Annotated in this window: 28 protein-coding genes; 15 read left to right on the top strand and 13 right to left on the bottom strand. The window is 59.9% G+C overall.

Annotated elements, in window-relative coordinates; translation table 11 throughout:
• Window positions 1–62 precede the first annotated feature (62 nt).
• From OHL16_RS04480 to OHL16_RS04465, 4 genes are all read right to left on the bottom strand, one after another.
• On the bottom strand, window positions 63–782 hold the full coding sequence (locus tag OHL16_RS04480; RefSeq protein WP_263365858.1) for a flagellar basal body L-ring protein FlgH: 720 nt from the start codon (window positions 780–782) through the stop codon (window positions 63–65).
• Entirely contained in the window at window positions 779–1246 is a 468-nt protein-coding gene (locus OHL16_RS04475) for a flagella basal body P-ring formation protein FlgA (protein WP_263365857.1), read from the bottom strand. The genes OHL16_RS04480 and OHL16_RS04475 overlap by 4 nt, the downstream gene beginning before the upstream one ends.
• Before the next feature lie 79 nt (window positions 1247–1325).
• Window positions 1326–2114: a flagellar basal-body rod protein FlgG gene (gene flgG / locus OHL16_RS04470; protein ID WP_263365856.1), complete on the bottom strand. Its 789-nt coding sequence runs from the start codon at window positions 2112–2114 to the stop codon at window positions 1326–1328.
• Window positions 2115–2143: 29 nt separating this feature from the next.
• Window positions 2144–2899 carry a flagellar hook-basal body protein gene (locus OHL16_RS04465; RefSeq protein ID WP_263365855.1) on the bottom strand — a complete coding sequence of 252 codons (756 nt, stop codon included), beginning with the start codon at window positions 2897–2899 and terminating at the stop codon, window positions 2144–2146.
• 136 nt (window positions 2900–3035) lie between these two features.
• On the opposite strand from OHL16_RS04465, the gene OHL16_RS04460 reads away from it, so the two are divergent.
• The 8 genes from OHL16_RS04460 to eutC all read left to right on the top strand — a co-directional run bounded on the left by OHL16_RS04460 (window position 3036) and on the right by eutC (window position 10436).
• Entirely contained in the window at window positions 3036–3425 is a 390-nt protein-coding gene (locus OHL16_RS04460; RefSeq protein WP_263365854.1) for a response regulator, read from the top strand.
• 46 nt (window positions 3426–3471) lie between these two features.
• On the top strand, window positions 3472–3690 hold the full coding sequence (locus tag OHL16_RS04455) for a hypothetical protein (protein WP_263365853.1): 219 nt from the start codon (window positions 3472–3474) through the stop codon (window positions 3688–3690).
• A 123-nt stretch (window positions 3691–3813) separates the two neighbouring features.
• Window positions 3814–4080 carry a 30S ribosomal protein S15 gene (rpsO, locus tag OHL16_RS04450; protein ID WP_263366233.1) on the top strand — a complete coding sequence of 89 codons (267 nt, stop codon included), beginning with the start codon at window positions 3814–3816 and terminating at the stop codon, window positions 4078–4080.
• Between the two features lie 306 nt (window positions 4081–4386).
• Window positions 4387–6765, top strand: a complete 2379-nt coding sequence (gene pnp, locus OHL16_RS04445) for a polyribonucleotide nucleotidyltransferase (protein WP_263365852.1) — start codon at window positions 4387–4389, stop codon at window positions 6763–6765.
• A gap of 66 nt (window positions 6766–6831) precedes the next feature.
• Complete coding sequence (locus tag OHL16_RS04440) at window positions 6832–7731, top strand: hypothetical protein (protein ID WP_263365851.1); 900 nt, start codon at window positions 6832–6834, stop codon at window positions 7729–7731.
• Window positions 7732–7777: 46 nt separating this feature from the next.
• The gene (locus OHL16_RS04435; RefSeq protein WP_263365850.1) at window positions 7778–8188 is read left to right on the top strand and encodes a hypothetical protein; all 411 of its coding nucleotides are present in this window, start codon (window positions 7778–7780) and stop codon (window positions 8186–8188) included.
• A gap of 94 nt (window positions 8189–8282) precedes the next feature.
• A complete protein-coding gene (locus tag OHL16_RS04430; protein WP_263365849.1) occupies window positions 8283–9641 on the top strand; it encodes an ethanolamine ammonia-lyase subunit EutB in 1359 nt (452 codons plus the stop codon).
• Between the two features lie 9 nt (window positions 9642–9650).
• Window positions 9651–10436 carry an ethanolamine ammonia-lyase subunit EutC gene (gene eutC / locus OHL16_RS04425; protein ID WP_263365848.1) on the top strand — a complete coding sequence of 262 codons (786 nt, stop codon included), beginning with the start codon at window positions 9651–9653 and terminating at the stop codon, window positions 10434–10436.
• Between the two features lie 153 nt (window positions 10437–10589).
• Here the strand turns inward: eutC and OHL16_RS04420 are convergent, their stop codons facing one another.
• The 4 genes from OHL16_RS04420 to OHL16_RS04405 form a co-directional block, all read right to left on the bottom strand.
• Window positions 10590–11390 (bottom strand): dienelactone hydrolase family protein, encoded by an 801-nt coding sequence (locus tag OHL16_RS04420; protein WP_263365847.1) that lies wholly within the window; start codon window positions 11388–11390, stop codon window positions 10590–10592.
• A gap of 103 nt (window positions 11391–11493) precedes the next feature.
• The gene (locus OHL16_RS04415) at window positions 11494–11883 is read right to left on the bottom strand and encodes a DUF302 domain-containing protein (protein ID WP_263365846.1); all 390 of its coding nucleotides are present in this window, start codon (window positions 11881–11883) and stop codon (window positions 11494–11496) included.
• Between the two features lie 27 nt (window positions 11884–11910).
• Window positions 11911–12747 carry an ABC transporter substrate-binding protein gene (locus OHL16_RS04410; RefSeq protein ID WP_263365845.1) on the bottom strand — a complete coding sequence of 279 codons (837 nt, stop codon included), beginning with the start codon at window positions 12745–12747 and terminating at the stop codon, window positions 11911–11913.
• Between the two features lie 411 nt (window positions 12748–13158).
• Window positions 13159–13782, bottom strand: coding sequence for a DNA-3-methyladenine glycosylase (locus OHL16_RS04405; RefSeq protein WP_263365844.1), 624 nt, complete (start codon window positions 13780–13782; stop codon window positions 13159–13161).
• 385 nt (window positions 13783–14167) lie between these two features.
• Here OHL16_RS04405 and OHL16_RS04400 point away from each other — a divergent pair, with 385 nt between their 5' ends.
• From OHL16_RS04400 to OHL16_RS04385, 5 genes are read left to right on the top strand one after another with little or no spacing between them, the layout of a single operon-like run.
• Window positions 14168–14452 carry a hypothetical protein gene (locus OHL16_RS04400; RefSeq protein WP_263365843.1) on the top strand — a complete coding sequence of 95 codons (285 nt, stop codon included), beginning with the start codon at window positions 14168–14170 and terminating at the stop codon, window positions 14450–14452.
• Window positions 14370–14777 (top strand): helix-turn-helix domain-containing protein, encoded by a 408-nt coding sequence (locus OHL16_RS20195; RefSeq protein ID WP_396127132.1) that lies wholly within the window; start codon window positions 14370–14372, stop codon window positions 14775–14777. Before OHL16_RS04400 ends, OHL16_RS20195 begins: the two co-directional genes overlap by 83 nt.
• 4 nt (window positions 14778–14781) lie before the next feature.
• Window positions 14782–15624: an ImmA/IrrE family metallo-endopeptidase gene (locus OHL16_RS04395; protein WP_263365842.1), complete on the top strand. Its 843-nt coding sequence runs from the start codon at window positions 14782–14784 to the stop codon at window positions 15622–15624.
• Entirely contained in the window at window positions 15617–16348 is a 732-nt protein-coding gene (locus tag OHL16_RS04390; RefSeq protein WP_263365841.1) for a hypothetical protein, read from the top strand. The genes OHL16_RS04395 and OHL16_RS04390 overlap by 8 nt, the downstream gene beginning before the upstream one ends.
• On the top strand, window positions 16338–17249 hold the full coding sequence (locus tag OHL16_RS04385; RefSeq protein ID WP_263365840.1) for a nucleoside triphosphate pyrophosphohydrolase family protein: 912 nt from the start codon (window positions 16338–16340) through the stop codon (window positions 17247–17249). The genes OHL16_RS04390 and OHL16_RS04385 overlap by 11 nt, the downstream gene beginning before the upstream one ends.
• On the opposite strand, the gene uvrB is transcribed toward OHL16_RS04385, so the two are convergent.
• Complete coding sequence (gene uvrB, locus OHL16_RS04380) at window positions 17246–19234, bottom strand: excinuclease ABC subunit UvrB (RefSeq protein WP_263365839.1); 1989 nt, start codon at window positions 19232–19234, stop codon at window positions 17246–17248. The genes OHL16_RS04385 and uvrB overlap by 4 nt on opposite strands.
• Window positions 19235–19273: 39 nt before the next feature.
• Between uvrB and OHL16_RS04375 the strand changes: the two genes are divergently transcribed.
• Window positions 19274–19861 (top strand): histidine phosphatase family protein, encoded by a 588-nt coding sequence (locus tag OHL16_RS04375; RefSeq protein ID WP_263365838.1) that lies wholly within the window; start codon window positions 19274–19276, stop codon window positions 19859–19861.
• A gap of 9 nt (window positions 19862–19870) precedes the next feature.
• Here OHL16_RS04375 and OHL16_RS04370 read toward each other — a convergent pair whose 3' ends face one another.
• Window positions 19871–21091, bottom strand: coding sequence for an FAD-dependent oxidoreductase (locus tag OHL16_RS04370; RefSeq protein WP_263365837.1), 1221 nt, complete (start codon window positions 21089–21091; stop codon window positions 19871–19873).
• A 102-nt stretch (window positions 21092–21193) separates the two neighbouring features.
• Here OHL16_RS04370 and OHL16_RS04365 point away from each other — a divergent pair, with 102 nt between their 5' ends.
• Complete coding sequence (locus tag OHL16_RS04365; protein WP_263365836.1) at window positions 21194–22867, top strand: M20/M25/M40 family metallo-hydrolase; 1674 nt, start codon at window positions 21194–21196, stop codon at window positions 22865–22867.
• Window positions 22868–22972: 105 nt separating this feature from the next.
• Here OHL16_RS04365 and OHL16_RS04360 read toward each other — a convergent pair whose 3' ends face one another.
• The 3 genes from OHL16_RS04360 to OHL16_RS04350 are packed head-to-tail and all read right to left on the bottom strand — an operon-like array spanning window position 22973 to window position 25052.
• The gene (locus OHL16_RS04360) at window positions 22973–23734 is read right to left on the bottom strand and encodes an HAD family hydrolase (RefSeq protein WP_317891027.1); all 762 of its coding nucleotides are present in this window, start codon (window positions 23732–23734) and stop codon (window positions 22973–22975) included.
• Window positions 23680–24171, bottom strand: a complete 492-nt coding sequence (locus tag OHL16_RS04355; protein ID WP_263365835.1) for a YybH family protein — start codon at window positions 24169–24171, stop codon at window positions 23680–23682. The genes OHL16_RS04360 and OHL16_RS04355 overlap by 55 nt, the downstream gene beginning before the upstream one ends.
• A gap of 29 nt (window positions 24172–24200) precedes the next feature.
• Complete coding sequence (locus tag OHL16_RS04350) at window positions 24201–25052, bottom strand: DUF4097 family beta strand repeat-containing protein (RefSeq protein ID WP_263365834.1); 852 nt, start codon at window positions 25050–25052, stop codon at window positions 24201–24203.
• Window positions 25053–25182: the final 130 nt, after the last annotated feature.

The following is a 25182-nucleotide window of genomic DNA, read 5'->3' as shown; positions in this document are numbered from 1 at the left end:
GAGGCTTCGCTCAGGATGACACTTTGGGTTGGCGAGTAACCGTTTAACATTCATCATTATGCCTAGAAGATGAGGGCCTTTTGCAGGAGACGGACGAGTACGTTGGGGCGGTGGGTGTAGTCGGTGATGATGCCTTTGCCGCGGACCTCGAGCTCGAGTGAGGAGATGGCGGTGGAGAGAACCTGATTCTGCTGGGAGATGTCCTCGGGGCGGACGAGGCCTCGGAGGATGATGGTCTGGGTCTGCTCGCTGAACTCGACCTGGCGGGCGGCCTCGATGACGAGCATGCCATTGGGGAGAACGTCGATGACCTGTCCGCCGAGCGTGGTGCTGAGGCTGGAGTTGGTGGCGGTGGTTCCCTGGGCGTTGAGGCCGGCGGCGGAGTTTTGATTGACGAGGTTCTGCAGGGCGCTGCTTGGGTGGAGCGCGCCGAAGAGTGAGGAGACCTGCGAGCTGGCGTTGGAGGCTCGGGAGTTTTTCACCGAGCCGTCGGTGGAGGCGTTGAGGTTCTCGGAGACGACAACAGAGATGAGATCGTGCGGGCGCATGGCGCGGACGTCGGTGGTGATGCGCGTCAGGCGGCCGCTGTCGATCCAGATGGAGCCGGGAGTGGGCTGCGTGGAGTTTTCAGCGCGGACGCGGTCAAGGTACGCAGCGAGCGAGGCCGAGGCTACGTTCGTTTTGAGCCTGGCGTTCTTTTTGTCTGCCTCGGGCTGCGCTTGCAGCGAGACGGCGATCAGAAGAACGGTGAGGGAGAGAGTGCTGAGCGGGGTGCGTGTCATCGCTGCATCTCCACGTTGGAGGGGCCGCGGACGATTCCCCGCAGTTGCTGTTCGGATACGCCTGCGGTTGGTTGTGTGAGGCGCACGTGAACGAAGGAGCCGATGGCGCCGCTCTCTTCGGCGATGCCTGTGATCTCCATTCGGACGTTGGCCTCCTGGCCCCACAGGTGGACTCTTTCGCCGGCGCGGACGACCAACGGGGCGGTGGGCTTTGAAGCCAAGTTGGCTGTAGGGTTGGTTCGAGCGAGTGTCCAGGATGAAGCGATCAGCCTTGACTGTGCGGGACGTTCGGGGTGTTCGCAGTCAGTGGTGGTTCTCCATTGCTGATGCAGGATGGGATCCCAGCGGACGGCAGCCGCGTCTTGCGCGTTGATGCAGACGGCGAAAGAACGCGGAGTGGCGGCGAGTCCCCATAGGGCAGTGAGGCAGGCGAGTTGAACAGTGTGGGTTGGGCGGCGATGCATGTTCTTCCTGTGTTGTAGCAACACGTGAGATCCCTCCACTCCGGTCGGAATGACAGGTTTATGTGGCGGAGTCCATGAGCTAACGGATTATGTTGTTTACCTGCGAGTACATGTCATCGGCGGCGTGGATGACCTTGGAGTTGCTCTCGTAGGCGCGCTGCGCGAGGATCATCTGGACGAACTCCTCGACGACGTCGACGTTGGAGTTTTCGAGGTAGCCTTGCTGGAGGGTCCCTACTCCACTATTGCCGCCGGGTGTATCGGTGATGGCGTTACCGGAGGAGCCGGTTGGCTCAAAGAGATTGCCTCCGATGGAACTTAGGCCGCCAGGATTGGCGAAGGTGGCGAGTTGAATGGTGCCGAGCTGAGTTGGGGTGGTCTGGCCGGCAAGTGTGACCGAGACGACGCCGTATTGCGAGATGGTGGGAGCGCTGGCGTTGGATGGGATGGTGATGGCGGGAAGAAGAATGTCGCCGTCGGCTGTGGTGATCTGTCCCTGGTTGTTCATGTGGAAGTTTCCGGAGCGCGTGTAGGCGAGGACTCCGTCGGGGCGCGAGACCTGAAAGAAGCCTGCTCCCTGGATGGCGAGGTCGAAGGGGCTGCCGGTCTGGTTGAAGTTGCCCTGGGTCTGGACCATCTCGGTGGCCACCGAGCGGGTTCCGAGGCCGATCTGGAGGCCGGCGGAGACGGTCTGCTGGCTCTGCGCGGTGCCGGGCGTGATTATGTTCTGGTAGATCATGTCCTCGAACTGGAGCCTGCGGGCGCGGAAGCCTGCGGTTGCGGAGTTGGCGAGGTTGTTGGCGATGGTGTCGAGGTTGGCTTGCTGGGCGCTCATACCGCTGGCGGCCGTGTAGAGGGCTCGGATCATGTGTACTCCTTATTTTTTGACCTGCCGGTTCAGACTCGCGGTAGCTCTTCAGCCGCGGTCTTGTCGAAGTCGTTGTTGAAGACGCTGAGCGCCTTTTGCATCATCTCTGCCTGTCGCTGGACGAGGATGAGTTGCATGGTTCCGTGGATGGCGTCCTCGTTGGCTCCTTCGAGGGCCCCTTGCTGGATTGCACCGTCGGCGATGGCCGGCTTCGCTCCGTTGGCGGAGAAGCGGTTGGTTCCCTCGGCGGAGAGGGTGGATGAATCGGAGAAGGTGAAGACGCCGATCTGGCCTACGGCTGCACTGCCGTCTGCTGTTGAGACGGAGACGGTCCCATCGGGGGCGATGTGGATGGAGCCAGTGGGGATGGTGATCGGCTGCTGGCTCTTATCGAGCACAGGCTCGCCAAGGTTGGTTTGCAAAACTCCTGTGGAGGAGCGGGTGAAGGCTCCGTCGCGGGTGTACTGGATGCTCTGTGCCGTCTTGATGGCGAAGAAGCCGCTGCCTTGAATGGCGAGGTCGAGCGGGTTGCCGGTGGTCTGGAGCTGTCCCTGGCCCAGGTCGAGGTGATTGCCGCCAAGGATGCCGAAATCGTTGACGGTGTTGCCTACCTGGGACTCGCCGAGAGAGTTTGGGGAGAGTCCATCGACGAGCGCGGAGCGGAAGTAGTCGCGCTGGGCGCGGAATCCGTTGGTTCCCGCGTTGGCGACATTGTTGGCGGCGGTGTCGAGCGCCTGGGTGCGCGCCATGAGACCGGTGTATGCCGCGTAGAGTCCGCTGTCCATGCCGGAGGTTAAAGCAGTTTTGATGCCGAAGTTGGAGGCGCGAGGTTAGAAGGAGTTAAGAACAGCGGAGCGATTCAAGGATCGAGCTTTGCGGTCGATAGAGAGGGAGATGTCTCATTGAGACTGTGGAGGATAGGTGCGAGCGCTAATTGTGGATGATTCTTCCGTGATGCGTAAGGTGGTTGAGAGAGCGCTGCGTCAGTCGGGACTGGAACTGACCGAGGTGCTGCAGGCTTCCAACGGCGAGGAGGCGCTGCAGGTTCTGCGAGACGATGCAGGGAAGGCTTCGCCGATCGGACTGATTCTGAGTGACATCAATATGCCGGTGATGGATGGGCTGCAGTTTCTGGAGGCGCGGCGTGATGCGAATCTGGCGCCGGGGGTTCCAGTGGTGATGATCACGACCGAGGGTAGCGAGCCGTTTGTGCTGCGTGCGATTGCAGCCGGGGCGCAGGGGTATATCTGCAAGCCGTTTACCGCCGACCAGGTGAAGATTCGAGTCGTTCCGCTGTTGCAAGCGGCTTGACGGATGGCGCCGCCGGTTGCTTTATGCTGGAAGAGTGATCGGTGGATTGAGATTTCTGTGGCATGCGACGGAAGGACACAGGCTGAGACCGTGGCGGAGTCCTTATCTGCGATGGCGGCTGGAGACTTACTCCGGGCAGCGGGCGGAGACGATTACAGCCGGGGACTTCTGGAGGCTGTTTGCGAAGGAGCGGGGGCAGTTGTTGCGGTTTCTGCGGTGGACGGGCGAGATTCGCGAGTACGCCGAAAGCGATCGTAAGGAGTAAGGTGGAAGTGGCGATGCTTGTTTGATTTGGGTGGTTTACACCGGGCCGGATGGGGCGGGCATGTGCTATCCTTGGGTAGACACTAAGAGTGGACTAGAAGAAAATCAGGAGCAGAAGACAGCAGTGTTAGCCGCCGCTAAGAAGACCGATATTATTGCGAAGTTTCGCACCCATGACACCGACACCGGTAGCCCCGAGGTTCAGATTGCCATTCTGAGCGAGCGCATCGGTGAGTTGACGGAGCACTTCAAGGAACACAAGAAGGACCACGGATCGCGCCGCGGGCTGTTGATGCTCGTGAGCAAGCGCCGCCGTCTGCTTGATTACCTGAAGAAGTGCGACGCCGATCGCTATCGTGACGTGATCGGGAAGCTGGGAATCCGCAAGTAAACTCCATCCCCACCGGAGACACAATCCGACATGGAAGTACGCACGGACCGATCAGATTCGGCTGGAACGCACGTGCAGGGCAGCAAATGGCCTTGCTGGTGGAGCCGCTGACGATGACGGATCTGCGTGGTGTCGCCGTGGATAGTGCTGGCAGATCTCAGCTCATGGAAGACTGCAAACGAGAGCGCAGCCTGCAGACGGCGGTATAGCCGCAGAGCAGAGCTGCGCCTTTTCGCGTTCGCCCGCAGGATTGGTGCTACGCCCCGAACAAGATTTGATCGAAAAGAAGAGAGAAGAGGAAATCGTATGAAGCAGGACGTAACGATTGAGCTTGCAGGTGGCAAGCATATTAAGTTTGAGACCGGACGTATGGCCAAGCAGGCCTCCGGCGCGGCGCTGACGACCAGCGGCGACAACGTAATTCTGGCGACGGCTGTGGCCGCGCCCGATCCGAAGGAAGGCATCGACTTCTTCCCGCTGACGGTGGAGTATCGCGAGTTTACGTACGCAGGCGGCAAGATTCCCGGCGGGTTCATCAAGCGCGAGGGCCGGCCGAGCGAGAAGGAGATTCTGACGAGTCGTCAGATCGATCGTCCGATTCGCCCGCTGTTCCCGGAGACGTTCCGGAACGAGACGCAGGTGGTTGCGTTTGTGTACTCGGCGGACAAGGAGAATGACCCGGATGTGCTGGGTATCAACGGCGCGAGCTGCGCGCTGGCGCTGAGCGATATCCCCTTCCACGGGCCGATTGGCGCGGTGAGGGTTGGGCTGCTGGATGACCAGTTCATCGTGAACCCGACCTATGATGAGCGTGCGAAGAGCAAGGTGAACATCATGGTGGCGGGAACGAAGGACGGCATCGTGATGATCGAGTCCGGCGCGCAGGAGATCTCCGAAGAGCGCGTTGTCGATGCGATCGAGTTTGGCCATGAGCAGATCAAGAAGATCTGCGCTGGCATTGAAGATCTGGTGAGCCGTGCGGGTAAGACGAAGCGCCTGGTGGCGGCTGCGGAGACCGACCACGAGTATCTGGCGGCGCTGAAGGCGAAGATCGGCGACAAGCTGAAGGATGCGCTCGACACGAAGAAGTATCCGAAGTTTGATAGCTACGCCAAGGTCAAGGAGATCAAGGACGATCTGAAGAGGGAGTTGCCAGAAGGCGATGCCGAGGCGGCGAAGAAACTGAGCAAATATTTCGAACTGCTGCGCGAGAACATCTTCCGCGAGCAGGTTCTGAATGACAGAATTCGTCCGGACCATCGTGCGTTCGATGAGATTCGTCCTATCTCGATTGAGGTTGGCGTTCTGCCGCGTGTGCATGGCTCGGCGCTGTTCACGCGTGGCGAGACGCAGGCGCTGGTTTCGGCGACGCTGGGCACGACGGATGATGCGCAGAGGCTGGAGAGCTACGAGGGCGAGCAGAAGCGGCGGTTCATGCTGCACTACAACTTCCCGCCGTTTTCGGTGGGCGAGGTTGGCAGGATGAGCGGCGTGGGTCGGCGCGAGATCGGACACGGCGCTCTGGCGTCGCGTGCGATTGAAGCTGTGCTCCCGGGCGAGGATGAGTCGCCGTACACGCTGCGGGTTGTGTCGGACATTCTGGAGTCGAACGGTTCGTCGTCGATGGCGACGGTGTGCGGCGCTTCGCTGTCGCTGATGCAGGCCGGCATCAAGATCAAGGGAGCCGTGGCTGGAGTTGCAATGGGCCTGGTCAAGGAGGGCGATAACTACGCCGTTCTGACCGATATTGCAGGCGCCGAGGACCACTACGGCGACATGGACTTCAAGGTGGCCGGAACGCGCAACGGCATCACGGCGCTGCAGATGGACATCAAGATCATGGGCATCACACCGCAGATCATGAGAGAAGCATTGGCTCAGGCGAGGCGCGGGCGGCTTTTCCTGCTGGACAAGATGGACGCGGTGATCGCGGGCGCGAGTGAGGAGACTTCGAAGTTTGCTCCGCGAATCCACACGTTGCAGATTCCGACGGACAAGATTCGCGATCTTATCGGGCCGGGTGGCAAGGTGATCCGCGGGATCATCGACGCGACCGGTGTGAAGATCGACGTGGACGACACAGGACGTGTGAATGTGGCATCGAGCGATGCGGATGGACTGCAGCGTGCGATCCAGATGATCAGCGACCTGACGGCGGTGCCTGAGGTGGGTAAGACGTACCTGGGCAAGGTTGTCCGTCTGGCGGAGTTCGGCGCGTTTGTCGAGATATTCCCTGGAACAGACGGTCTGCTGCACGTCTCGGAGATCGCGGAGCATCGCGTGAAAGAAGTGAAGGACGAGTTGCGCGAAGGCGATCAGATTCTGGTGAAGGTGCTGGCGATCGAAGGCAACCGCATCAAGCTGTCGAGGAAGGCTGTGCTGCGCGAGCAGCGCGCGAAGCTCGGCCTGCCTGAGTTGCAGCCAGATGCGCCGCGTCGTGAGGTTGTGGAGGCTCCGCCTCTGGTTGACGGTGACTACGAGGAGGGCGAGGAGTTCGACGAGGAGGAGGATGGCGACGAGCCAAACTTCAATCGTGCGGATGTTCCTGCGGTGGCGCAGCCGAATCCGGGTGGTCAGCGTCAGGGTCAGGGACAGGGACAGGGGCAGCGGCGTGGTGGAAGGCGTCGTCGCGGAGGCCGCAGAGGTGGTCCGGGCTCGGGCGCACCGCAGGGTGGCAATCGCTAGGTAGTTGATTTAGCAGGGAAAAAGGCCACGCAATGCGTGGCCTTTTCTACGTCTATGGCGCATCGTTTGCCAATCCGGCGAAAGCAGATGGTGTGGGGCGCTTTTGTGCTGCTCTGCGTGTTGTCGTCGGCGGAGTGGGTGATACCTCCTGCGATGGGCGAGATTCCTGGAGTAGAGTTGCAGGGATTGATGCATGCGTTGGTTGGGATCGCAGCTGCAGTCTTTGCAGTGTTGCGGTGGAGGAAACACAGGCCAAGGTTACGGTTGGTCTCGATCGCGTTGGGTGGAGTGGCGTTCTTTGGATTGCCTGTGATTCTGCTGGAGTCGGTGAGCGGAAGGATTCCATCGACCAGTATCTCGGCGCTGTTTTCGATGGCGCCTGTGGTTGTGGTGCTGGCGAGCGAGAGGTTGGGCGTCACGGGACAGAGTGGCGGGCAGATGCTTTTGGCGCCGGCACTTGCGGGGGTGGGCGGCTTGCTGTGCGTGTTGCCGTTTGGTTTTCCGGATTCGCCACGCGGGTGGGGCGGGTTCTGTGTCGTAGTCGTGGCTGTAGTGATCGTCGGAGTAGCTGGAGTCTGGCTCTATCGTTTGCTGCGTGATGTTGGGTTGATTGAGGCCGTTGCGGCTGTGGGGATCGCCAATGCGGCGCTTCTCTTGCTGTGGTGCGGTTTGCATGGGGAGCTGCTATGGCGGCCGGATGCGCTGGTGCAGGGGGTATCGATTCTGTTCTTTGTGCAGACGGCTGAGATTGTGCTGACGATATGGCTTCTGCGAACGATGGAGGCGATTCCGCTTTCGGCGCGGTACCTGGTGATTCCTCTGTTGACGATTGTTGAAGGTTTTGTCGCTATGCGGCCCGAGGTGACGGCGAGGCTGACGGTTGGGGTTGTGCTGCTTGGGGTTGGGGCGTGGAGGATTCTTGCAAGCAGGACGCAGGACGAAGATCGTTCGTTGTCGCTCAAGTGAATACCTGTTGCTTTCGCACAGGCCCGGGGGCGGTACACTGCGAAGGATGGCTGCATCGATGTACATCGTTGTGCAGGGCGACGACCCGGGGTTCGATACGTTTGTGAATGGTCGCTCGCTGGCGCGGCACGAGGATGCGCTGGAGAAGCTTGCGCTGCGGCTGGGAGTAAGGCCGCTGATCGAGTTTTTTTCGGCCGATGAAAACTCTATGTCTCTGCTGATTGAAGAGGGCGCGGGGAATCAAGAGATCATGAATCGGCTGCCGCCGCCGCAGTGGTACTCGGCGGAGGATGGGCTGGCGACGGTGGACGCGCTTGTGGATGCGCTGGAGCATGAGCCGCAGCAGCTGGGCACGGAGGGGGTAGAGGTGCTGGCCGAGCTGCTGGAGTACAGGAAGGTGTTGCGGAAGACGCAGGATCGGAGGATGCGTTGGCATCTGGCGGTGAGTTGGCGATAGCAGTGGCACGTGGGCGATGTCGATGGTAGGTGCGACGTGAGCGCGGGCAGTTGGTAGACTGCATTCAATCTGTTCCTCGACAGTGAGGGAATGCGTGCGGTTGCAGCATACGATTGGTGGCACGACTTATAGCTTTCGCGACTTGAAGGACCTGCTGGCGAAGGCTACGCCGGCGCGCTCGGGCGACGAGCTTGCCGGCGTAGCTGCGCGAAGTTCGGTGGAGCGAGTTGCGGCGCAGATGACGCTTGCGGATCTACCGCTTGCCGCATTTCTGAATGAAGCGGTTGTTCCCTACGAGAGCGATGAGGTGACGCGGCTGATCGTAGACAGCCATGATGCTTCCGCGTTTGCGCCTGTTGCGAGTCTAACGGTTGGTGGCTTTCGCGACTGGCTGCTTTCGCATGAGACGACGGCAGAGTCTCTGGCAGCGCTTGCGCCCGGAGTGACTCCGGAGATGGCAGCTGCAGTCTCGAAGCTGATGCGGGTGCAGGACCTGGTTGCGGTCGCGCGTAAGATTCGGGTGGTGACGCGGTTTCGCGCGACGGTGGGTTTGCCGGGACGGCTTTCGACGCGGCTGCAGCCGAACCATCCGACGGACGATCCGGCGGGCGTTGCAGCGGCGATGATCGATGGCTTGTTGCTGGGTTCGGGGGATGCGGTGATTGGGATCAATCCGGCGGCGGACAACGTGGCGAGCACGGTGAAGTTGCTTCGGCTGATTGACTCGGTGCGCGAGCGGTACAGGATTCCGACGCAGAGCTGCGTGCTGGCGCACATCACCACGCAGCTTGCCGCTCTTGAGCAGGGGGCGCCGTTGGATCTTGTGTTTCAGTCGATTGCGGGCACGGAGCTGGCGAATCGGTCTTTTGGGGTTACGCTTGCTCTGCTGAAGGAAGCGCAGCAGGCTGCGTGCGAGCTGCGCCGCGGCACGGTGGGCGAGAACGTGATGTACTTCGAGACGGGCCAGGGGAGCGCGCTATCGGCGAATGCGAATCATGGGGTAGACCAGCAGACCTGCGAGGCGAGGGCTTATGCAGTTGCACGTTGCTTCGCGCCGATGCTGGTGAACACGGTCGTTGGGTTTATTGGTCCGGAGTATCTTTACGACGGCAAACAGATTCTGCGCGCAGGGCTGGAGGACCATTTCTGCGGCAAGCTGCTGGGGCTGCCAATGGGTTGCGACGTCTGCTACACGAACCATGCGGAAGCGGACCAAGATGATATGGACTCTTTGCTGACGCTGCTGGGAGTTGCGGGGGTGAACTACATCATGGGAGTTCCGGGGGCCGATGATGTGATGTTGCAGTATCAGAGCACGTCGTTTCATGATGCGCTTTACCTGCGGTCTACGCTGGGGCTGAGGCCGGCTCCGGAGTTTGAGGCGTGGCTGGAGGGCGAGATGCCGCGCCAGCTTGCGCTGCAGGCGCAGGTGCAACTGCCGACGGAGGGATGAGGGGCTACGATGACCGGAATGATTCGAGGTGTTGGTCCTGATCTGCGGGATTTCACTCCGGCGCGTGTCTCGCTGCCGACGACTGGCGATAGCATCGCAACGGCTGAGGTACTGCGATTTCAGCTTTCTCACGCGCAGGCACGGGATGCGGTGCTGGCGGCGCTGCATCTTCCTTCGTTCGCGCAGCGGTTGAAGAGCGAGCTGCCCGTGCTCAGCGATGCGTCGATTGCCGTGCTTGAGTTGCGGACGAATGCCGGCGACCGCGCGGCGTATCTGCGCCAGCCGAACCTTGGGCGTACGCTCGATGCGGAGTCGGCTGCGCTACTGAAGCGGGGATTGTACGATCTTGCGATTACGGTGGCGGATGGGCTTTCGGCGCTGGCGGTGGAGCGCAACGTGATCCCGTTACTAGGGGCGTTGCTGCCGGAACTCGTGACTGCGGAATGGAGGGTCGCACCGATCACGGTAGTTGCGCAGGGCCGGGTTGCGATTGGGGACCCGATCGGTTCTCTGCTCGGCGCGCGGATGGGGCTGGTGTTGATTGGCGAGAGGCCAGGGCTCTCTTCACCGGACAGTCTAGGGGCCTATCTGACGTGGGAGCCCTGTCCGGTGCGGACGGATGCTGACCGGAACTGCCTTTCGAATATTCGCGAGGGCGGGTTGTCGGCGGAGGTGGCGGCGGCTCGGCTGCTTTGGTACCTGCAGGCTGCGCGAGCGAAGCGGTGCACGGGGATTGCGCTGAAGGAGGGGGCGGCTGTGCTTGAAGGTGGAGTCGTTACCGATTTGCCTTTGTAATTAGGGCTCTCGTGGCAAACCGCAGGTCCTTCGACTGTGCCTCTCGCGATGAGGCTGCGAGAGGCACCGCTCAGGATGACACATCTGTCAAGTAGATAGTCTCTTTCACGCAGATCAGTTTCTTTCAAACAGATCAGCCCTTTGCCCCAGAGATCAGTGCCTCACCTCTGCTCCAGAGGTCGATACAGCCGAAGGGGTCGTGGGCTGGTTGCCTTCGCCAAGCTTGCGGTGGAAGAGGTCGAAGGTGAGATCGTAGAGGCGATGGGCGAGTTCGGGGTCGTAGCGTGGGCCTTCATCGCGCATGAAGGCGTGAGCGCCGTTGACCTCGTGCCAGCTTAGGCGCGTGCCTAGTTCGTTGAGGCGGGCGAGGACCTTGAGGCGGCCTTCGAGGGGGATGTGCGGGTCCTGGCGGCCCCAGATCATGATGAGCTCGCCTTTGATGTCTGCAGCGCCTGCGAGGGAGTCGTCGGCCATGCCTTTGCCGAGGCTGCCTTTGTGAATGTCGGTGGCGTAGAAGCAGGCGGTGGCGAGGACCTCGGGGTTCATGGCGCAGCGGAAGGCGAGGTGGCCGCCGATGCAGATACCCATGGCTCCGATGCGGCCGGTGCAGTCGGGGCGGGACTGAAGGTGGGTGATGACGGCGCGAGCGTCGGCGTCGTAGCTGGCGATGGTCTTGGTAGTCTTGAGGGCGTTGCCGCGGTCGGAGCCCGCCTGATCGTAGGCGAGGACAGTGCCGGCGGGCTCGAACTCGTGGTAGATCTCAGGCATGGCGACGACGTAGCCGTGACCTGCGAGCATGGCGGCTGTGCGGCGAATGGGTGCGGTGATCTGGAATATCTCAGAGTAGAAGACGATGCCGGGATAGCGGCCGGGAGCGGCGGGGCGGACGATGTGGGTCCGCATGGGACCGTTGGGCGTGTCGAGAGTGACGTATTCGTCGGTGAGGATGATCAAGCGATGTCTCCGAACTGGGCGCTGAGAGGAAGGGTAACAGGAAGCGGGGTTCGGAGTCGTGAAGACGTCGTGGGATTTCTGGGATTGAGTAGCAGGTGATCCTTTATAGGACGGCTTGCTTGATGAGGGCGCTTGCAGCGTTGATAAGCGGGAGGAGATCGTCGTTGAGCAAGTAGCGGGCTTTGAGGTACTGAGGGTCGTTATAGCTGAGCCAAACCTTACCTTCGGCGTCCTGCCAGGCGAGGGCCTTGAGGGGAAGGTCGATTGCGGAGAGAGGTGCGGCGAGCATGATGGGGGTACCGCCTTTGGGGTTGCCGAAGATGAGCAGTTGCGTGGGCGGCATATGCAGACCGGCTTTTTCGGCTTCGCCGCTGTGGTCGACGCGGGTGAAGATGTTGACGTTCTTCTGGCGGAGGATGGTCTCGAGACGGTCGAGGGTCTCAGGGACAGAGTAGGGGCTGGGAAGGGTGATGAGGCCATTGGCAGTAGGCATCTCCATGCTCCTTTGGGCGGAAGTGTATCAGCGAGCGAGGCGGATGAGACGCGGTGCGGCGGTGAAGTGATCAGGGTGGATGGCGGCGGAGAGGCAGGCGAGGCCTTGCGTGAGTGAGGGGATGGCGGGGGTGTTGAGGTACTCGTCGGGGATGCAGTAGACACGGGCGTTGCGAACGGCGCGCAGGTGGTGCCAGTTCCGCTGGGCGATGACGCGGTCGAGGGGAACCCGGTCGCCTGTGCCGCACCAGGCGAAGAGGAGAATGTCGGGGTCTGCGGCGGCGATGGTCTCGGGAGTCGTCTGAGCGCCGGGCGTGCCGAGGAAGGTGCCGCCGGCGACTGCGGCGAGCTCGGCGACCCAAGGTTGTGAGTGGATGAGCGGCTTGCCCCACTCTTCGCAGTAGACGGCTGGTTTGGGGAGGTTGGCGCCGGTGTTTTGAGTGGATTCTAGGGTTTGCTGGAAGGTCTCGATGAGGGCTTCAGCTTGAGCGGTGCGGTCGACCTGGCGCGCGATGAGGCGGGTGTCGTGGAGGACGTCGGCGAGGGTGCGTGGGGCGAGGGCCAGGACGGGCAGACTGGACTTAAGGATGGCGGCGAGGGATTCGAGGCGGTATGGGACGGAGGCGATGACGAGGTCTGGTTTCACTGCGGTGAGCTCATCGGATGTGGTGGTCCATGAGTCGTGCAGGATGGGGAGGCTGCGTGAGGCTAGTTCGGGTAGGACTTCGAGGCAGTACTTGGTGTGGGCGCAGAGGGCGTCGAGGGAATTGAGCGCGGCCAGGGTTAGGGTGATGGAGGGTTGGAGGCTGGCTATGCGGAGGTTTGGTGTGGATTGATCGTAAGTTTTTCTCGGCGGTATCGACATACAAGGCAGGTTCCTTCGGCTCAGGCCGGGGATACCCCCCTCCTGTTCTTGTGTAAAGTATTCATTTTATTGCACTTGTCGGCGGACTTGATGGGTAAAGTATTCCATATAAATGGGTTACGGTAAAAGTATTCATGACAAAAGGGTTGCGGTGATCTTTTTGAATCAGGTATCAGGTGTCGGGTATCAGGTATAGAAGAGCCCCGGTTTTTGCCGGGGCTGTCTGATCTATTTCTATTTTATCGACTTTGGAGAAACTGCCATGCCACTTGGATGTTGTTGATTTGTTTGGAGTTGGTTGGTTTTGGGGCTTGACAGGCGATTTTGCTGGTGATTTGGGAATTATTTTGTAAGTGGTTGGATTCTTCCGTGGTTATGGGTTGCTAAAAGCGAACGCAGAGGGCGCTAAGTTTAGCGCGGAGTACGCGGGACTGCCTCTGGGGATGGCTTATCTTTCGCAATCTCGTCTATGAGGAAACGGAGTGGCCTGTCTGCAGCTTTACGAATCCCGATGCGAGGTGTGATCTGGATTTCGACCGGGCGAGCACCATCGTCCGCGATCTGGAGGGGGGAAGTTGCCGACGTGACGTCAAGTCCGTTGTCAGTCTTGCGTGTGACGCCGAGGGCCTGGCAGAGACGGCCAGGTCCTCCTGTCAATAGTTTGGGCTTGGCGTTTTCCGAGACGCCGCGAAGCCGGGCCATGGTCCTGAGTCCGTCGATTGGATCAAGCGCTCGGATGAGTACTCCGCCTGCTTCGCCTTCGCGGTGAGACGCTACATTGAGGCAGTAGTGCATGCCGTAGATGAAGTAGACGTGTGCGTGGCCTGGTGGTCCGAAGAGGACAGCGTTGTTGGGAGTGAGGCCGCGGAAGGCGTGAGAGGCGGGGTCGGTGAGGCCCAGGTATGCCTCGACCTCGATGATGCGGCCGGTGAGGCGCTCGCTGTGGAGATCGCGGATGAGTAGCTTGCCGAGGAGGGCGCGTGCGACGATCTCGGGGGAACGGGAGTAGAAGGCTCGTGGGAGGGTTTTGAACAAGCCAGGTGGCTTTGCGCTGGAAGGCGGTCTTTTTGCCGGCGAAGGAGTTTTTAGCTTTGAGTGAGACTGAGTTGTCCGCTGCATTGGGCTTATTATCGGCGTGATTGGCACACCTCGTCTGGGCCTAAGCCTTTTGTTGGGTAAATGCGAAAGCCCGGCGGTTGCCCGGGATCAATCTTTACTCTTTAGTTGATTATATATTGGTGAGTCAAGCTTTTGGTTGTTGAAATCGCTGTAAGTTATTGGTATGGATGGAATAAGCGAGATGTGTTGCATCCCGGTGACTCTATCTGCAACCCTCCAGCTGCTCAATACAAGCTTGACAGATCTACGAGGCTTGGTAATATTTTCTTACCACATGGATGGAGATCTATACCAGATGCAAATGGAAATGAAGACTCTCGCCGATGTGCAGAATCTGCTCCTCGCATTGGTTATGAAAGGCTGTGCGGAAGATTCCGCGCTTGTTGTCAAGCCTCAGACCGATCCCTTGAAGGATATCGAGGGGTTCGACAGCCTCAACGTCCTCGAGGTTCTTACCGAATTCGAGGATCATACCGGATTGCACTTCGAGGACGATATTTTCTATGTCGATCTGGACTCGAAGGACAGTCGTGACATCGCTGAGATTGCAACAGCGATATGGGCAGAAATTAACAAAGGGGGATGAAATGCCAGCGGATGCCGACCTGCCAGGACTCGGACTCAGGCTTAAGCAAGCTCGCGAAGATGCGGGACTCAGCCAGGCACAAGCAGCAAAATTGCTAGGAATTCACCGGCCGACTATTTCCGAAATGGAGTCAGAGGGCCGTCGAGTCACTGCGGGAGAACTTCGGAACCTTGCTCTCCTGTATCACGTCTCGATTGGTTGGCTCCTCGGAGAGCCAACCGAGGCTGATGAAGACTTGAAACTTGCTGCACGAAGGCTCGGAGGATTGAAGAAAAAAGATTTGGAGACAGTTATGAGAGTGATCGATTCATTCAGAAGAGGATGAAGGCATGGTTACAAAGCTTAAAACCGAGGCGGCTAGGCGCGCCCTTAAATCTAGGCTGACATTCGGCTACGCACTTAACTCGCCCTGCGACGTATTCGAGTTGGTTGCCCGATATGGACTAAGCCTTCGCTTCACGCGGGCCGATTCGCTTGACGGTCTTTACATCAATGATGGTCTGACTGGGTCAATCAACGTTGCCGCGCTTCGTCCCGCCGGTATGCAACGGTTCACCGCTGCACACGAGTTGGGGCATTTCATCTTCGGACACGGCGCCCGACTCGACAAGGGTCTTGAAGGAATGACGAGTGACTCTACGGAGGAGATGATCGCTGACACTTTTGCGAGGCATCTTCTTATGCCGAAAAGTGCGGTTTTGCGCGGCTTCGCGGAACTTGGGACGGAGCCAAAGAGCGCGTCTGCAGCGCAATATCATGCTGTGGCTGCATGGCTTGGCGTGGGCTACACAACTTTAGCTCAGCAATGTCGTTGGACTCTTGGTTTGATCGGTAACCAGAAGCTTCATGAACTTACTTTGATTCAGCCTCAAAGGATTAAACGGTCACAAGTTCCTTCGGTTCATTGGAGGGGGCGCAAGGAACTATGGCCGATCTGTCCTTCGTGGAATGGCTCTCGACTTCATGTTCAAGTTGGGGATGTTCTTACTGGACTTGTAGATCCTCCATTCGATCATTTTGACGTCGGCGACGGATTTTGGATCGCCCGGCGACCTGGCGATATCGAGGTGGAAATCACGGGGCATGGGCGTGTTCAGATTTCGATCGCGCGCGAGGATTACGTAGGTATGTACCAATACCGCTATCTTGAGGAAGAGGACGAGGATGCCTGAGCTTAGTGGTTCGAACGTTTCTGATCTATGGTTGGCCGCGAGCAAGCTCGCATCCGCATCTCGCGGGAAGGAAATAAACAATTTAGTTGTCAATGTAACCGATCTGAATTTGGAAGAGGATTTGGAGAATCAGGAAATTCGTGCGACGCTGGATGCTTCGCTTTTACGAAATGGCAAGTTTGCCGTGTCAACTGTTGCTAGTACCATCTTCCCGAAGTCATTGTTTCGAGCCAATGAGCCCCGCCACGCATTCTACGAACGATACTTACGACTCTGGCCTCGTATTGTTAGCTACAGTCAAAATAGGCGTGGGACCTATTTCCAACGTTTGATTGGATATCCCTCCGGGAATCAGCCAACCTTCAATCAACTTGAGTTTGTGATCGATGCATATCTCGCGGGCACCCGACGTCGATCAGCTTTACAGTGTGCAATTCTTAATCCGCCGATTGATTTGAATCCGACACCATACCAAGGATTTCCATGCATGCAGCAAATTTCATTTCATCCGGAGAACAATGGAAGACTTCGGATCACTGCGCTATATCCGATGCAATACTTGTGGGCACGAGCCTATGGTAATTATCTTGGTCTAATCGATCTTGGAAGATTTGTCGCATCCGGCATGGGCCTTACCCTCGGCACAATGACTTGTATCGCTGTCGTCGCTAAGCTCGATGAGCCAAATATACTTCGTGCGACGGGGTTGTTAGATGAGCAGTGACAGTTCGATTCGTTTCGACGATTACCAGAAATTATCTGTAGAAACCTCACGATTGAACAGGCTCGGCGAGAGACCAGAAATTGTCGCCCTTCTTGGGCTCGGCGGTGAGACTGGCTCGGTTCAAACTCTTTACAAGAAAAGATTGCGAGACGGCGAGCAGTTTTCTGGATTCAAAGAGAAGCTGAAGGAGGAACTAGGGGATGTTCTCTGGTATCTGACGGCAATCGCCTCCTGCGAGGGGCTATCCCTCAACGAAATTGCCGTTGACAATCTCGACAAGACCCATTCCAGGTGGCTGCCGACTGGCGAGGACGATCGAGTTAGCTTCGACGATCATTTTCCGGAGGGTGAACGTCTTCCACGCTCCTTTACTGCTCGATTCGAGGAAGTCATCGAGGATGGCGTGGCTAAAGTTCAGATACTAATTGACGGACGGCCGTTTGGTGCGAAACTGCGAGATAACGCATACGTGTCTGATGGTTATCGCTTCCACGACATCTTTCATATGACCGAGGCTGCAATTCTTGGTTGGTCTCCCGTCTTCCGAGCGCTTTTGGGGCGCAAGCGGAAAAGCGACCCGGAAACTGATGATGTAGAAGATGGCGGTCGTGCAATCGTGACGGACGAAGCCCTGGCCGCGGTAGTTTTTAGCTACGCCTTACGACACAATCTATTCGAGCAGATCGAAGCGTTAGATTGGCAGCTTCTGGATTTGTGCCGTGATCTAACCAGGGGATTTGAAGTTGGCAAAAGATCGACATACGAATGGGAGCAAACAATCCTGAAGACATTCGAGATATGGCGTTTAATCAAAAAGCATAGCGGTGGTTGGGTACGCTTCGATGCGGATGCGAATACGGTGGATTGGTCACTTACAGATCCATCGCTCGAAATGGTTTAGCTAAATAGGAATTCTTTGGTGCGGAGTTCCTTGACGGTGTCGCGTAGCTTGGCGGCCTTTTCGAATTCGAATTTCTTGGCTGCTTCGCGCATGTCGGTTTCTAGTTTGGATATGTAGTTGTCGAGTTCTTGCTGGGTGCCGAAGTCGGGCATGTCACCGGTCTCTTCGGTCAGGTCGGCGTAGTCGGCCTTTAGGATTCCGGCGAGGGCCATCTCGGCGGGGCGGCTGATGCTCTGCGGGGTGATGCCGTTTTCCTCGTTGTAGGCCTGCTGAATCTCGCGTCGTCGGTTGGTCTCGTCGATGGCGCGCTGCATGGACTCGGTCATCTTGTCGGCGTAGAGGATGGCGCGGCCTTCGAGGTGGCGGGCGGCTCGGCCGATGGTCTGGATGAGTGAGCCCTGGGAGCGGAGGAAGCCCTCTTTGTCGGCGTCGAGGATGGCGACGAGGGAGACTTCGGGGAGGTCAAGGCCTTCGCGGAGGAGGTTGATGCCGATGAGGACGTCGTACTCGCCTTTGCGGAGGTCGCGGAGGAGCTTGATGCGTTCGAGGGTCTCGATCTCGGAGTGCATGTAGCGGCAGCGGACGCCGACTTCGGTGTAGTAGCCGGCGAGGTCTTCGGCCATGCGCTTGGTGAGAGTGGTGACGAGGACGCGCTGGTTGTTGGCGGCGCGGTCGCGGATTTCGGCGAGGAGGTCGTCGATCTGGCCTTTGACGGGGCGGATCTCGACGATGGGGTCGATGAGGCCGGTGGGGCGGATGATCTGCTCGACGACTACGCCTGCTGATTTGGTGAGTTCGTAGGGACCGGGTGTGGCGGAGACGTAGATGATCTGGCCGGTGCGGGACTCGAACTCCTCGAAGCGGAGAGGGCGGTTGTCGAGAGCGGAGGGCAGGCGGAAGCCGTAGTCGATGAGGTTCTGCTTGCGGGAGCGGTCGCCGTGCCACATGCCGTGGAGTTGCGGGACGGTGACGTGCGACTCGTCGATGAAGATGAGGAAGTCGCGTGGGAAGTAGTCGAACAGAGTGGGCGGGGGCTCGCCGGGAAGGCGGCCGGAGAAGTGGCGGGAGTAGTTTTCGATGCCGTGGCAGTAGCCTACGGACTTGATCATCTCGAGATCGAAGCGGGTGCGCTGATGAATGCGCTGGGACTCGACGAGGCGGCCCTCTTTTTCGAGCTGGGCCTCCCAGTCGAAGAGCTCGGCGAGGATGGAGTCCATGGCGGTGGTCTTGCGCTCGGGCTGCACGACGTAGTGGGACTTGGGGTAGATGGGCAGGCGGGAGTATTTTTGTTTGACGCTGCCGAAGAGGGGGTCGATCTGCGAGAGCGAGTCGATCTCGTCGCCGAAGAGCTCGATGCGGTAGGCGGACTCGTCGTAGGTGGGGTAGACCTCGATGATGTCTCCGCGGACGCGGAAGGTTCCGCGGCGGAAGTCGACGTCGTTGCGGTCGTAGAGGATCTCGACGAGGCGGCGGGTGATGTCCTCGCGCTTGATGCGCTGCCCCTTTTCGAGCATCAGGAGCATGCCGTAGTAGGCTTCCGGGCTGCCGAGGCCGTAGATGCAGGAGACGGAGGAGACGATGATGCAGTCGTGGCGCTCGAAGAGGGAGCGGGTGGCGGAGAGGCGGAGCTTGTCGAGCTCTTCGTTGATGGTGGCTTCTTTTTCGATGTAGAGGTCGCCGGAGGGGATGTAGGCCTCGGGCTGGTAGTAGTCGTAGTAGGAGACGAAGTACTCGACGGCGTTGTTGGGGAAGAAGTGCTTGAACTCGTGGTAGAGCTGAGCGGCGAGGGTCTTGTTGTGGGCGAGGATGAGCGCGGGCCGGTTGAGCTCAGCGATAATGCTGGCCATGGTGAAGGTCTTGCCGGAGCCGGTGACGCCGAGGAGGACCTGATCCTTTTCGCCGGCGTGGAGACCGGAGACGAGCTCGGAGATGGCGCGGGGCTGGTCGCCTTGGGGCGTGTAGGTTGTTGCTAGCTGGAAGTCCATCAACCCATAAGATAGTGGAAGAGAGACGGAGGATGCGAGATGAGCGCAGGAACAGAGTTATGGGTGATCAGGCACGGTGAGACAGAGTGGAGTGCGAGTGGGCAGCATACGAGCCGCACGGACATCGCTTTGACGGATCACGGACGGAAGCGGGCCGAGGAACTGCGGGACTTTTTGAAGGGGACGAAGTTTGATGCGGTGTTTGTGAGCCCGATGCAGCGGGCGCGGGAGACGTGTGCGATTGCGGGGTTTGGGGACCGGGCCGTGGTGCAGGATGGGCTGAAGGAGTGGGACTACGGGATCTATGAGGGGAAGACTACGCCGGAGATTCGGAAGGAGGTTCCAGGGTGGTCGGTGTGGAAGGATGAGATTGTGGGCGGTGAGACGGCGGAGCATGTTGGAGCGCGCGCGGATGCAGTGATCGCCCAGGCTTTGGCGGCTGCTCCTGATGGGGGGAAGGTGGCGTTGTTTGCACATGCGCACATTCTGCGGATTCTTGCGGCGCGGTGGATTGGGCTGGAGGCTCGTGGCGGGAGTTTGTTTGGGCTTGGAACGGGGAGCGTGAGCGTGCTGGGGTGGGAGCGAGAGACACGCGTGGTGGAACATTGGAACCATGGGTTTGAGTGATCGAAGGCTTTACTGCGCTTTGATGTGCTGAGGCTGGAGCCCCATGCCTACGAAGCGTGCAGTGAGGTACTGGAAGCCGGGGATGCTGGTGAGGATGCGGAGCGCGAGTGGGGGAGTGACCGGACCGGGGTTCTGGAGGACTCGGTTGAGGATGCGGTGGACGAAGACCTGAACGGACTGGGTTCTGCGGACGGCTGTTTCGCGGTAGTGTTGGACCTGTTGGAGGTGATGGGGGGTCAGGGAGCGCGTCTGTAGCGCTTCGGTGAGGATGTTGGCGGTGGCGACGGCGTCCTGCAGGGCGATGTTGATGCCGATGCCTCCGACGGGCGACATGGCGTGGGCGGCGTCTCCGATGCAGAGCAGGCCGGGAGAGGACCATTGCTGGAGGCGGTTGACCTGCACGGTGAGGAGCTTGACCATGTCCCAGGAGTCGATCTCGGAGGTGCGGTCGGCAAGGAAGGGGGCGATGCGCTCGATGCTTTGACGGAAGGCGGGGAGGCCAGCTTGCTGGATCTGCGCGAAGGCTCCTTTGGCGATGATGTATCCGCACTGGAAGTAGTCGCCGCGATTGATGAGGACGATGAGGCGGCCGTAGTTGATGTAGCCGAGGGCGTTGTCGGGGTCTGATGGGCGGCGAGAGAAGCGTAGCCAGAGGACGTCGATGGGGACGCCCTGGTCGATGAGAGGCAGGTGTCCGGCTACGCGTGAGGTGGCGTGGCGGCCGTCGCAGCCTACGGTGAGCGTGGCGGGGATCTCGACGGGGCCGTCGGGAGTGTTGGCGAGGACGCCGGTGGTGACGCCATTTTTCTCGATGAGGCCGGTTGCCTCCCAGCCCATGCGGAGGGTGAAGGAGGGGAAGTGCGCGGCTTCGCTGGCCATGAAGCTGAGGAAGTCCCACTGCGGCATGAGCGCGATGAACTTGGCGTGGGTGGGAAGGTGGGCGAAGTTCGCCATGGTGAAGCGGCGGTCGCCGATGATGCCGGAGAGGCGGGCGACTTTCGAGTGCGGGACGGTGAGGAGTTTTTCGAGCAAGCCGAGTTCGTGGAGGAGCTCGAGTGAGGAGGGGTGGATGGTGTCGCCGCGGAAGTCGCGGAAGAAGTCGTTGTGCTTTTCGAGGACAGTGACGGGGACTCCCGAGCGGGCGAGGAGGTAGCCGAGCATGATGCCGGCGGGGCCTCCACCGATGACACAGCAGGTTGTTTGGGGGAGCTGATTTGTGGCGGCAGCCATGGTGGGATGAGGGTAGCAGTGGCGGTGGAGAGGGTCAAAAGAGAGTGTGACGAGCGGCGGCGTGCTAGATTTTACGCATCCCTTCTGGACCTGGAGATGATGATGCGTCTACGCCGTTTTGCAAGCGTTGTGGCTACGGTTGTACTTGTACTGGGCTGTGCTGCGGTTCGCGCCGGAGGAGCAGTGGGAGATGATGCGGTGAGCGATGAGGCGATGGGGAGGGCGTGGTGGGCGCATGTGCAGTATCTGGCGGACGACTCTTTGAAGGGACGGCTGACCGGGAGTGACGAGTATCTGAAGGCTGCGGCGTACGTGGTTGGCAGGTTCAAAGAGTATGGGCTGAAGCCAGCGGGAGTGAATGGCGGGTTTTATCAGCCGGTGACGTTTGATGTGCAGCGGGTGCTGGCGGATAAGTCGTCGATGAGCCTGGTCGTGAATGGCAAGGCTGAGCCGCTGGTGCTGGGGACGGATGCGGTGCTTGGGTCGCGGTGGGCGCAGGTGGGGACCGTGGATGCTCCGCTGGTGTTTATCGGGTATGGGCTGCATTTACCGGAAGCGAAGTATGACGACTTCAACTCTGCTGAGGTGCCGTGGAAGGAACTCAAGGGCAAGGTTGTGGTGTACATCAACGGCGGTCCTGCTGAGTTGCCGGGGCCTTTGAAGTCGTACGCGCGGACGGCTCCGTTTGTGAAGGCGCTGCGTGATGCGGGAGCAGTGGGGGCGATTTCGATTCCTACGCCGAAGTCGATGGACTTTGGATGGCAGAGGGTGGCAAGCGGGGGTTCGCAGCCGGGGATGCGGCTGGTTGCTACACCGGAAGCCGGAGGGGTGGCGGAGCGGCATCCGGCGCTCGCAGATGACCATGGCGCGATGTTCACAGCGACGTTCAATCCTGCGGAGGCGGAGAAGCTGTTTGCCGGAACAGGGCATACATTCGCCGAGATGCTGGCCCTGGCGGATGCGCAGAAGCCGCTGCCGAGGTTTGCGCTGGGCAAGCGAGTGACGGCAACAGTGGTGGGGGAGCATACGGAGGTGGTGTCGCCGAATATTGTGGCGAAGCTCGAGGGGTGGGACCCGGTGCTGTCGAAGGAGTATGTGATCGTGTCGGCGCATCTCGATCACCTGGGCGTGGGGGCTCCGATCAAAGGGAAGACGATTTACAACGGCGCGATGGACGACGCTTCGGGTGTGGCGTCGGTGCTTGAGACGGCGAAGAGATTTGGCGAGTCGAAGACGAGGCCGAAGAGGTCGATTCTGTTTCTGATCTTTACAGCGGAGGAGAAGGGTTTGCTGGGTTCGCGGTACTACGCCGGGCATCCTACGGTGCCGGAGGGTTCGATCAAGGCCGATCTGAACCTTGATATGTTTATGCCGATCTTTGCGCTGAAGAAGCTGCATGTGCAGGGGCTCGAGCAGTCGACTCTGGCAGTGGATGCGAAGAAGGTCGGCGAGGCGCACCATATTGTGATTGCGGGAGATCCGGAGCCGGATCGCAACTCGTTTATAAGGACGGACCAGTACAGCTTTGTGCAGGCGGGGATTCCGGCGCTGGCGTTCAAGTTCGGCTGGGAGCCGGGCTCGCCGGAGTACAAGGCGTGGCGCGGGTGGCTGGCGCAGCGGTATCACTCGACGGAGGACGATCTGTCTCAGCCGGTGGACCTGGTCGCGGCGGCGCAGTTCAACAGCTACTTTGCCGATCTGGCGAGGACTGTGGCGGATGATCCGGCGACGCCGCATTATCTGGAGACGAGCTTCTTCAAGAGATTTGAGCAGTGAGCAAGTGTGCTCGCTCTCTTGAAGTCTGAGGCATCTAAGGAGAACAGCAGATTCCTCCACTCCGCTGCGCTTCGGTCGGAATGACAACCAAAAGATTGCTTCCGGTTATGGAATGCCGAGGATGGTTTGCCAGTCGGTGGGGGAACTGGCAGTGTAGTCGGGGCGCGCGGCTGCAAGGGTGTGAGGGGCGAGGCCGAAGGAGCAGCCGACGGAGAGTGTGCCGCAGTTGCGGGCGGTGAGGACATCTATGTCGGAGTCGCCGATCATGGCGGTTTCGGCCGGAGTGATGGTGCGGCCCGCGAGAGTGGAGGCCTCGGCGATGAGGGCGAGGAGGCCGTGTGGGTCGGGCTTCTTGGTGTGGAAGCTATTGCCGCCGTAGTTCTGGAAAAAGAAGCGGTCGAGGCCGAAGTGCGCGCAGATGTCGCGCGACGGGTTGACGGGCTTGTTGGTGAGGACGGCCATGAGGGTCTCGGGATGGGCGGCGCGGATGGCTTCGAGTGAGTCGACGACACCGTCGTAGACGTAGGTGAAGTCGAGCTTGTGGATGCGGTAGTAGCTGAGGAAGAAGGCGAGAGCCTCGGCAACGTACTCTTCGTCGTGGCGGTCGCCTTCGGGATCGCCGAGGGCCCGGCGAACGAGCATGGAGGCTCCGTCGCCGATGTAGGTGGCGATGACGTTGTCGGGAAGTCGTGGCTTGCCGAAGTGCTCGAGCATGGCGTTGATGGAGTTGCAGAGATCGACGCGCGAGTCGATAAGGGTGCCGTCGAGATCGAAGACGATGAGGCTGGGAATGGGAGAGATCGACATCGTGCTTAGCGGGTGGAGGCTGCGGCCTGCGGCTGGAGGGGAGTCGTTTTGGCTGTCCATGCCTGCTGGACGATGAGCCAGCGGCCGTCTGGGGTGCGCCGGTAGATGGTGAGGTAGTTTCCGGAGACGGGGATGGTTGTGTTGGTGCCGTGGAGGACGGTGGTCTCCTGATAAGAGCCGCTGTCGAAACCGAGATCGCCAGAAGTCTGGATGGTAGTTGAGGTGAACTGGATGGTGCTGTCGGTGGCGGAGAATGCGATCTGGAAGAGATCATGGAGTGCCTGCTGGCCCTGAATGCGGCTGCCGCGCGGCTCAAGAAAGGCGGCGTCGGAGGCGTAGAGCGAGAGGCAGTCATCGAGGCGCTTGGCGTGAAGCGCTTCAGCCCACTGCGTTCGGAGGTGGGTGATTGTGGCGGACGAGTCGGGCTGCTGGGGGTGAGCCGGGAGACTCGCTGCGACGACAAGGAGCGAGGTGAGGAGGATGGTGCGAGGCATCATGCACCATCCTCTCACGAGGAGAGATTGGATTAGTGGACAGTGATGTCGCCGGAGCCGGTGTTGGCGCGGATGGTGGGGCCTCCGCCGTTGACGACTCCACTGACATGATGGCGATTGAGGCTGCCCTGCATGGTGATGGGCTGGTCGACGCGAATGCTGCCTGAGCCGGTGTCGGCATTGAGGTTGAAGTGTGCTGCGTTGCCGAGAGCGAGCTGGATGGAGCCGGAGCCGGTCGAGAGCTTCCAATCAGTGCTGGGCTGACCGTCGACCTGGACGTCGCCGCTGCCGGTGCTTGCCTTCAGGGCGCCAGAGACACCGTACAGGCGCAGTGAGCCGCTCCCGGTTTCAGCTTTCACGTCACCCGGGCCGGAATGATGGAGCTCAACGTCTCCAGAGCCAGTGCCCAGTGTGGCTGGTCCCTGAACGCCATTAGCGCGGATGGAGCCTGATCCCGTCTGGGCCTTGACGCTGGCGCCGACGTCCTGAATCTCCATGTCGCCCGAGCCTGTAGTGGCGGCGATGTTGGAGGTGCGTGGGAGGGTGATGTCGTAGTCGATGGAGATGTTGTGGAAGAGGTCGTTGTCACCATGACGGCCGCCAATGGTGATGTCGTTGCCGTTCTGCGTGATGGGCGGGTTGGCGATGACCTGCTGGACGCGGGATTCCACGTCGCCACTCTTCCAGCCGTGGCCGGCGTGGACATGGCCAATGATGTGGACCTGGTTGTCGGAGCCGGGCTTGAGGCGAATGTACCCGGAGCCGGTAGCGACCGAGACATTGGGCGAGGCGCTTACGTTGAGGGTGCGGTCGAAGTTGCCGTCGGCAAAGGCCGCCGTGGTGATGGCGAGGGTTGCGGCGGCAAGGAGGATGCGAACTTTCATGGTGTGGCCTCCGTTTTGAGTCGGTTACGCGTCTTTGTGGATATTTGTTCCAGATTTTTTCGTGCGGGGCTGTGCTGAGCCTGATGTATTCCGGTGGGCATCGGGGAACCCCACGCGAAATGCGGGGGTT

Origin of the sequence: Edaphobacter bradus (assembly GCF_025685645.1) — a bacterium.
Classification (GTDB): Bacteria; Acidobacteriota; Terriglobia; order Terriglobales; family Acidobacteriaceae; genus Edaphobacter; species Edaphobacter bradus.
This window is presented reverse-complemented; position numbering and strand designations above follow the sequence as displayed.

What these genes read in the sequence shown, in the direction of transcription:
- OHL16_RS04475 (WP_263365857.1), bottom strand. Translation starts at nt 1,246, where the DNA reads ATGCATCGCCGCCCAACCCACACTGTTCAACTCGCCTGCCTCACTGCC.
- OHL16_RS04400 (WP_263365843.1), top strand. Translation starts at nt 14,168, where the DNA reads ATGGAAATGAAGACTCTCGCCGATGTGCAGAATCTGCTCCTCGCATTG.
- OHL16_RS04370 (WP_263365837.1), bottom strand. Translation starts at nt 21,091, where the DNA reads ATGGCTGCCGCCACAAATCAGCTCCCCCAAACAACCTGCTGTGTCATC.
- pnp (WP_263365852.1), top strand. Translation starts at nt 4,387, where the DNA reads ATGAAGCAGGACGTAACGATTGAGCTTGCAGGTGGCAAGCATATTAAG.
- uvrB (WP_263365839.1), bottom strand. Translation starts at nt 19,234, where the DNA reads ATGGACTTCCAGCTAGCAACAACCTACACGCCCCAAGGCGACCAGCCC.
- OHL16_RS04415 (WP_263365846.1), bottom strand. Translation starts at nt 11,883, where the DNA reads ATGCCTACTGCCAATGGCCTCATCACCCTTCCCAGCCCCTACTCTGTC.
- OHL16_RS04480 (WP_263365858.1), bottom strand. Translation starts at nt 782, where the DNA reads ATGACACGCACCCCGCTCAGCACTCTCTCCCTCACCGTTCTTCTGATC.
- OHL16_RS04360 (WP_317891027.1), bottom strand. Translation starts at nt 23,734, where the DNA reads ATGGACAGCCAAAACGACTCCCCTCCAGCCGCAGGCCGCAGCCTCCAC.
- OHL16_RS04435 (WP_263365850.1), top strand. Translation starts at nt 7,778, where the DNA reads ATGGCTGCATCGATGTACATCGTTGTGCAGGGCGACGACCCGGGGTTC.
- flgG (WP_263365856.1), bottom strand. Translation starts at nt 2,114, where the DNA reads ATGATCCGAGCCCTCTACACGGCCGCCAGCGGTATGAGCGCCCAGCAA.
- OHL16_RS04390 (WP_263365841.1), top strand. Translation starts at nt 15,617, where the DNA reads ATGCCTGAGCTTAGTGGTTCGAACGTTTCTGATCTATGGTTGGCCGCG.
- OHL16_RS04410 (WP_263365845.1), bottom strand. Translation starts at nt 12,747, where the DNA reads ATGTCGATACCGCCGAGAAAAACTTACGATCAATCCACACCAAACCTC.
- eutC (WP_263365848.1), top strand. Translation starts at nt 9,651, where the DNA reads ATGACCGGAATGATTCGAGGTGTTGGTCCTGATCTGCGGGATTTCACT.
- OHL16_RS04355 (WP_263365835.1), bottom strand. Translation starts at nt 24,171, where the DNA reads ATGATGCCTCGCACCATCCTCCTCACCTCGCTCCTTGTCGTCGCAGCG.
- OHL16_RS04365 (WP_263365836.1), top strand. Translation starts at nt 21,194, where the DNA reads ATGCGTCTACGCCGTTTTGCAAGCGTTGTGGCTACGGTTGTACTTGTA.
- OHL16_RS04385 (WP_263365840.1), top strand. Translation starts at nt 16,338, where the DNA reads ATGAGCAGTGACAGTTCGATTCGTTTCGACGATTACCAGAAATTATCT.
- OHL16_RS04375 (WP_263365838.1), top strand. Translation starts at nt 19,274, where the DNA reads ATGAGCGCAGGAACAGAGTTATGGGTGATCAGGCACGGTGAGACAGAG.
- OHL16_RS04465 (WP_263365855.1), bottom strand. Translation starts at nt 2,899, where the DNA reads ATGGACAGCGGACTCTACGCGGCATACACCGGTCTCATGGCGCGCACC.
- OHL16_RS04350 (WP_263365834.1), bottom strand. Translation starts at nt 25,052, where the DNA reads ATGAAAGTTCGCATCCTCCTTGCCGCCGCAACCCTCGCCATCACCACG.
- OHL16_RS20195 (WP_396127132.1), top strand. Translation starts at nt 14,370, where the DNA reads ATGTCGATCTGGACTCGAAGGACAGTCGTGACATCGCTGAGATTGCAA.
- OHL16_RS04395 (WP_263365842.1), top strand. Translation starts at nt 14,782, where the DNA reads ATGGTTACAAAGCTTAAAACCGAGGCGGCTAGGCGCGCCCTTAAATCT.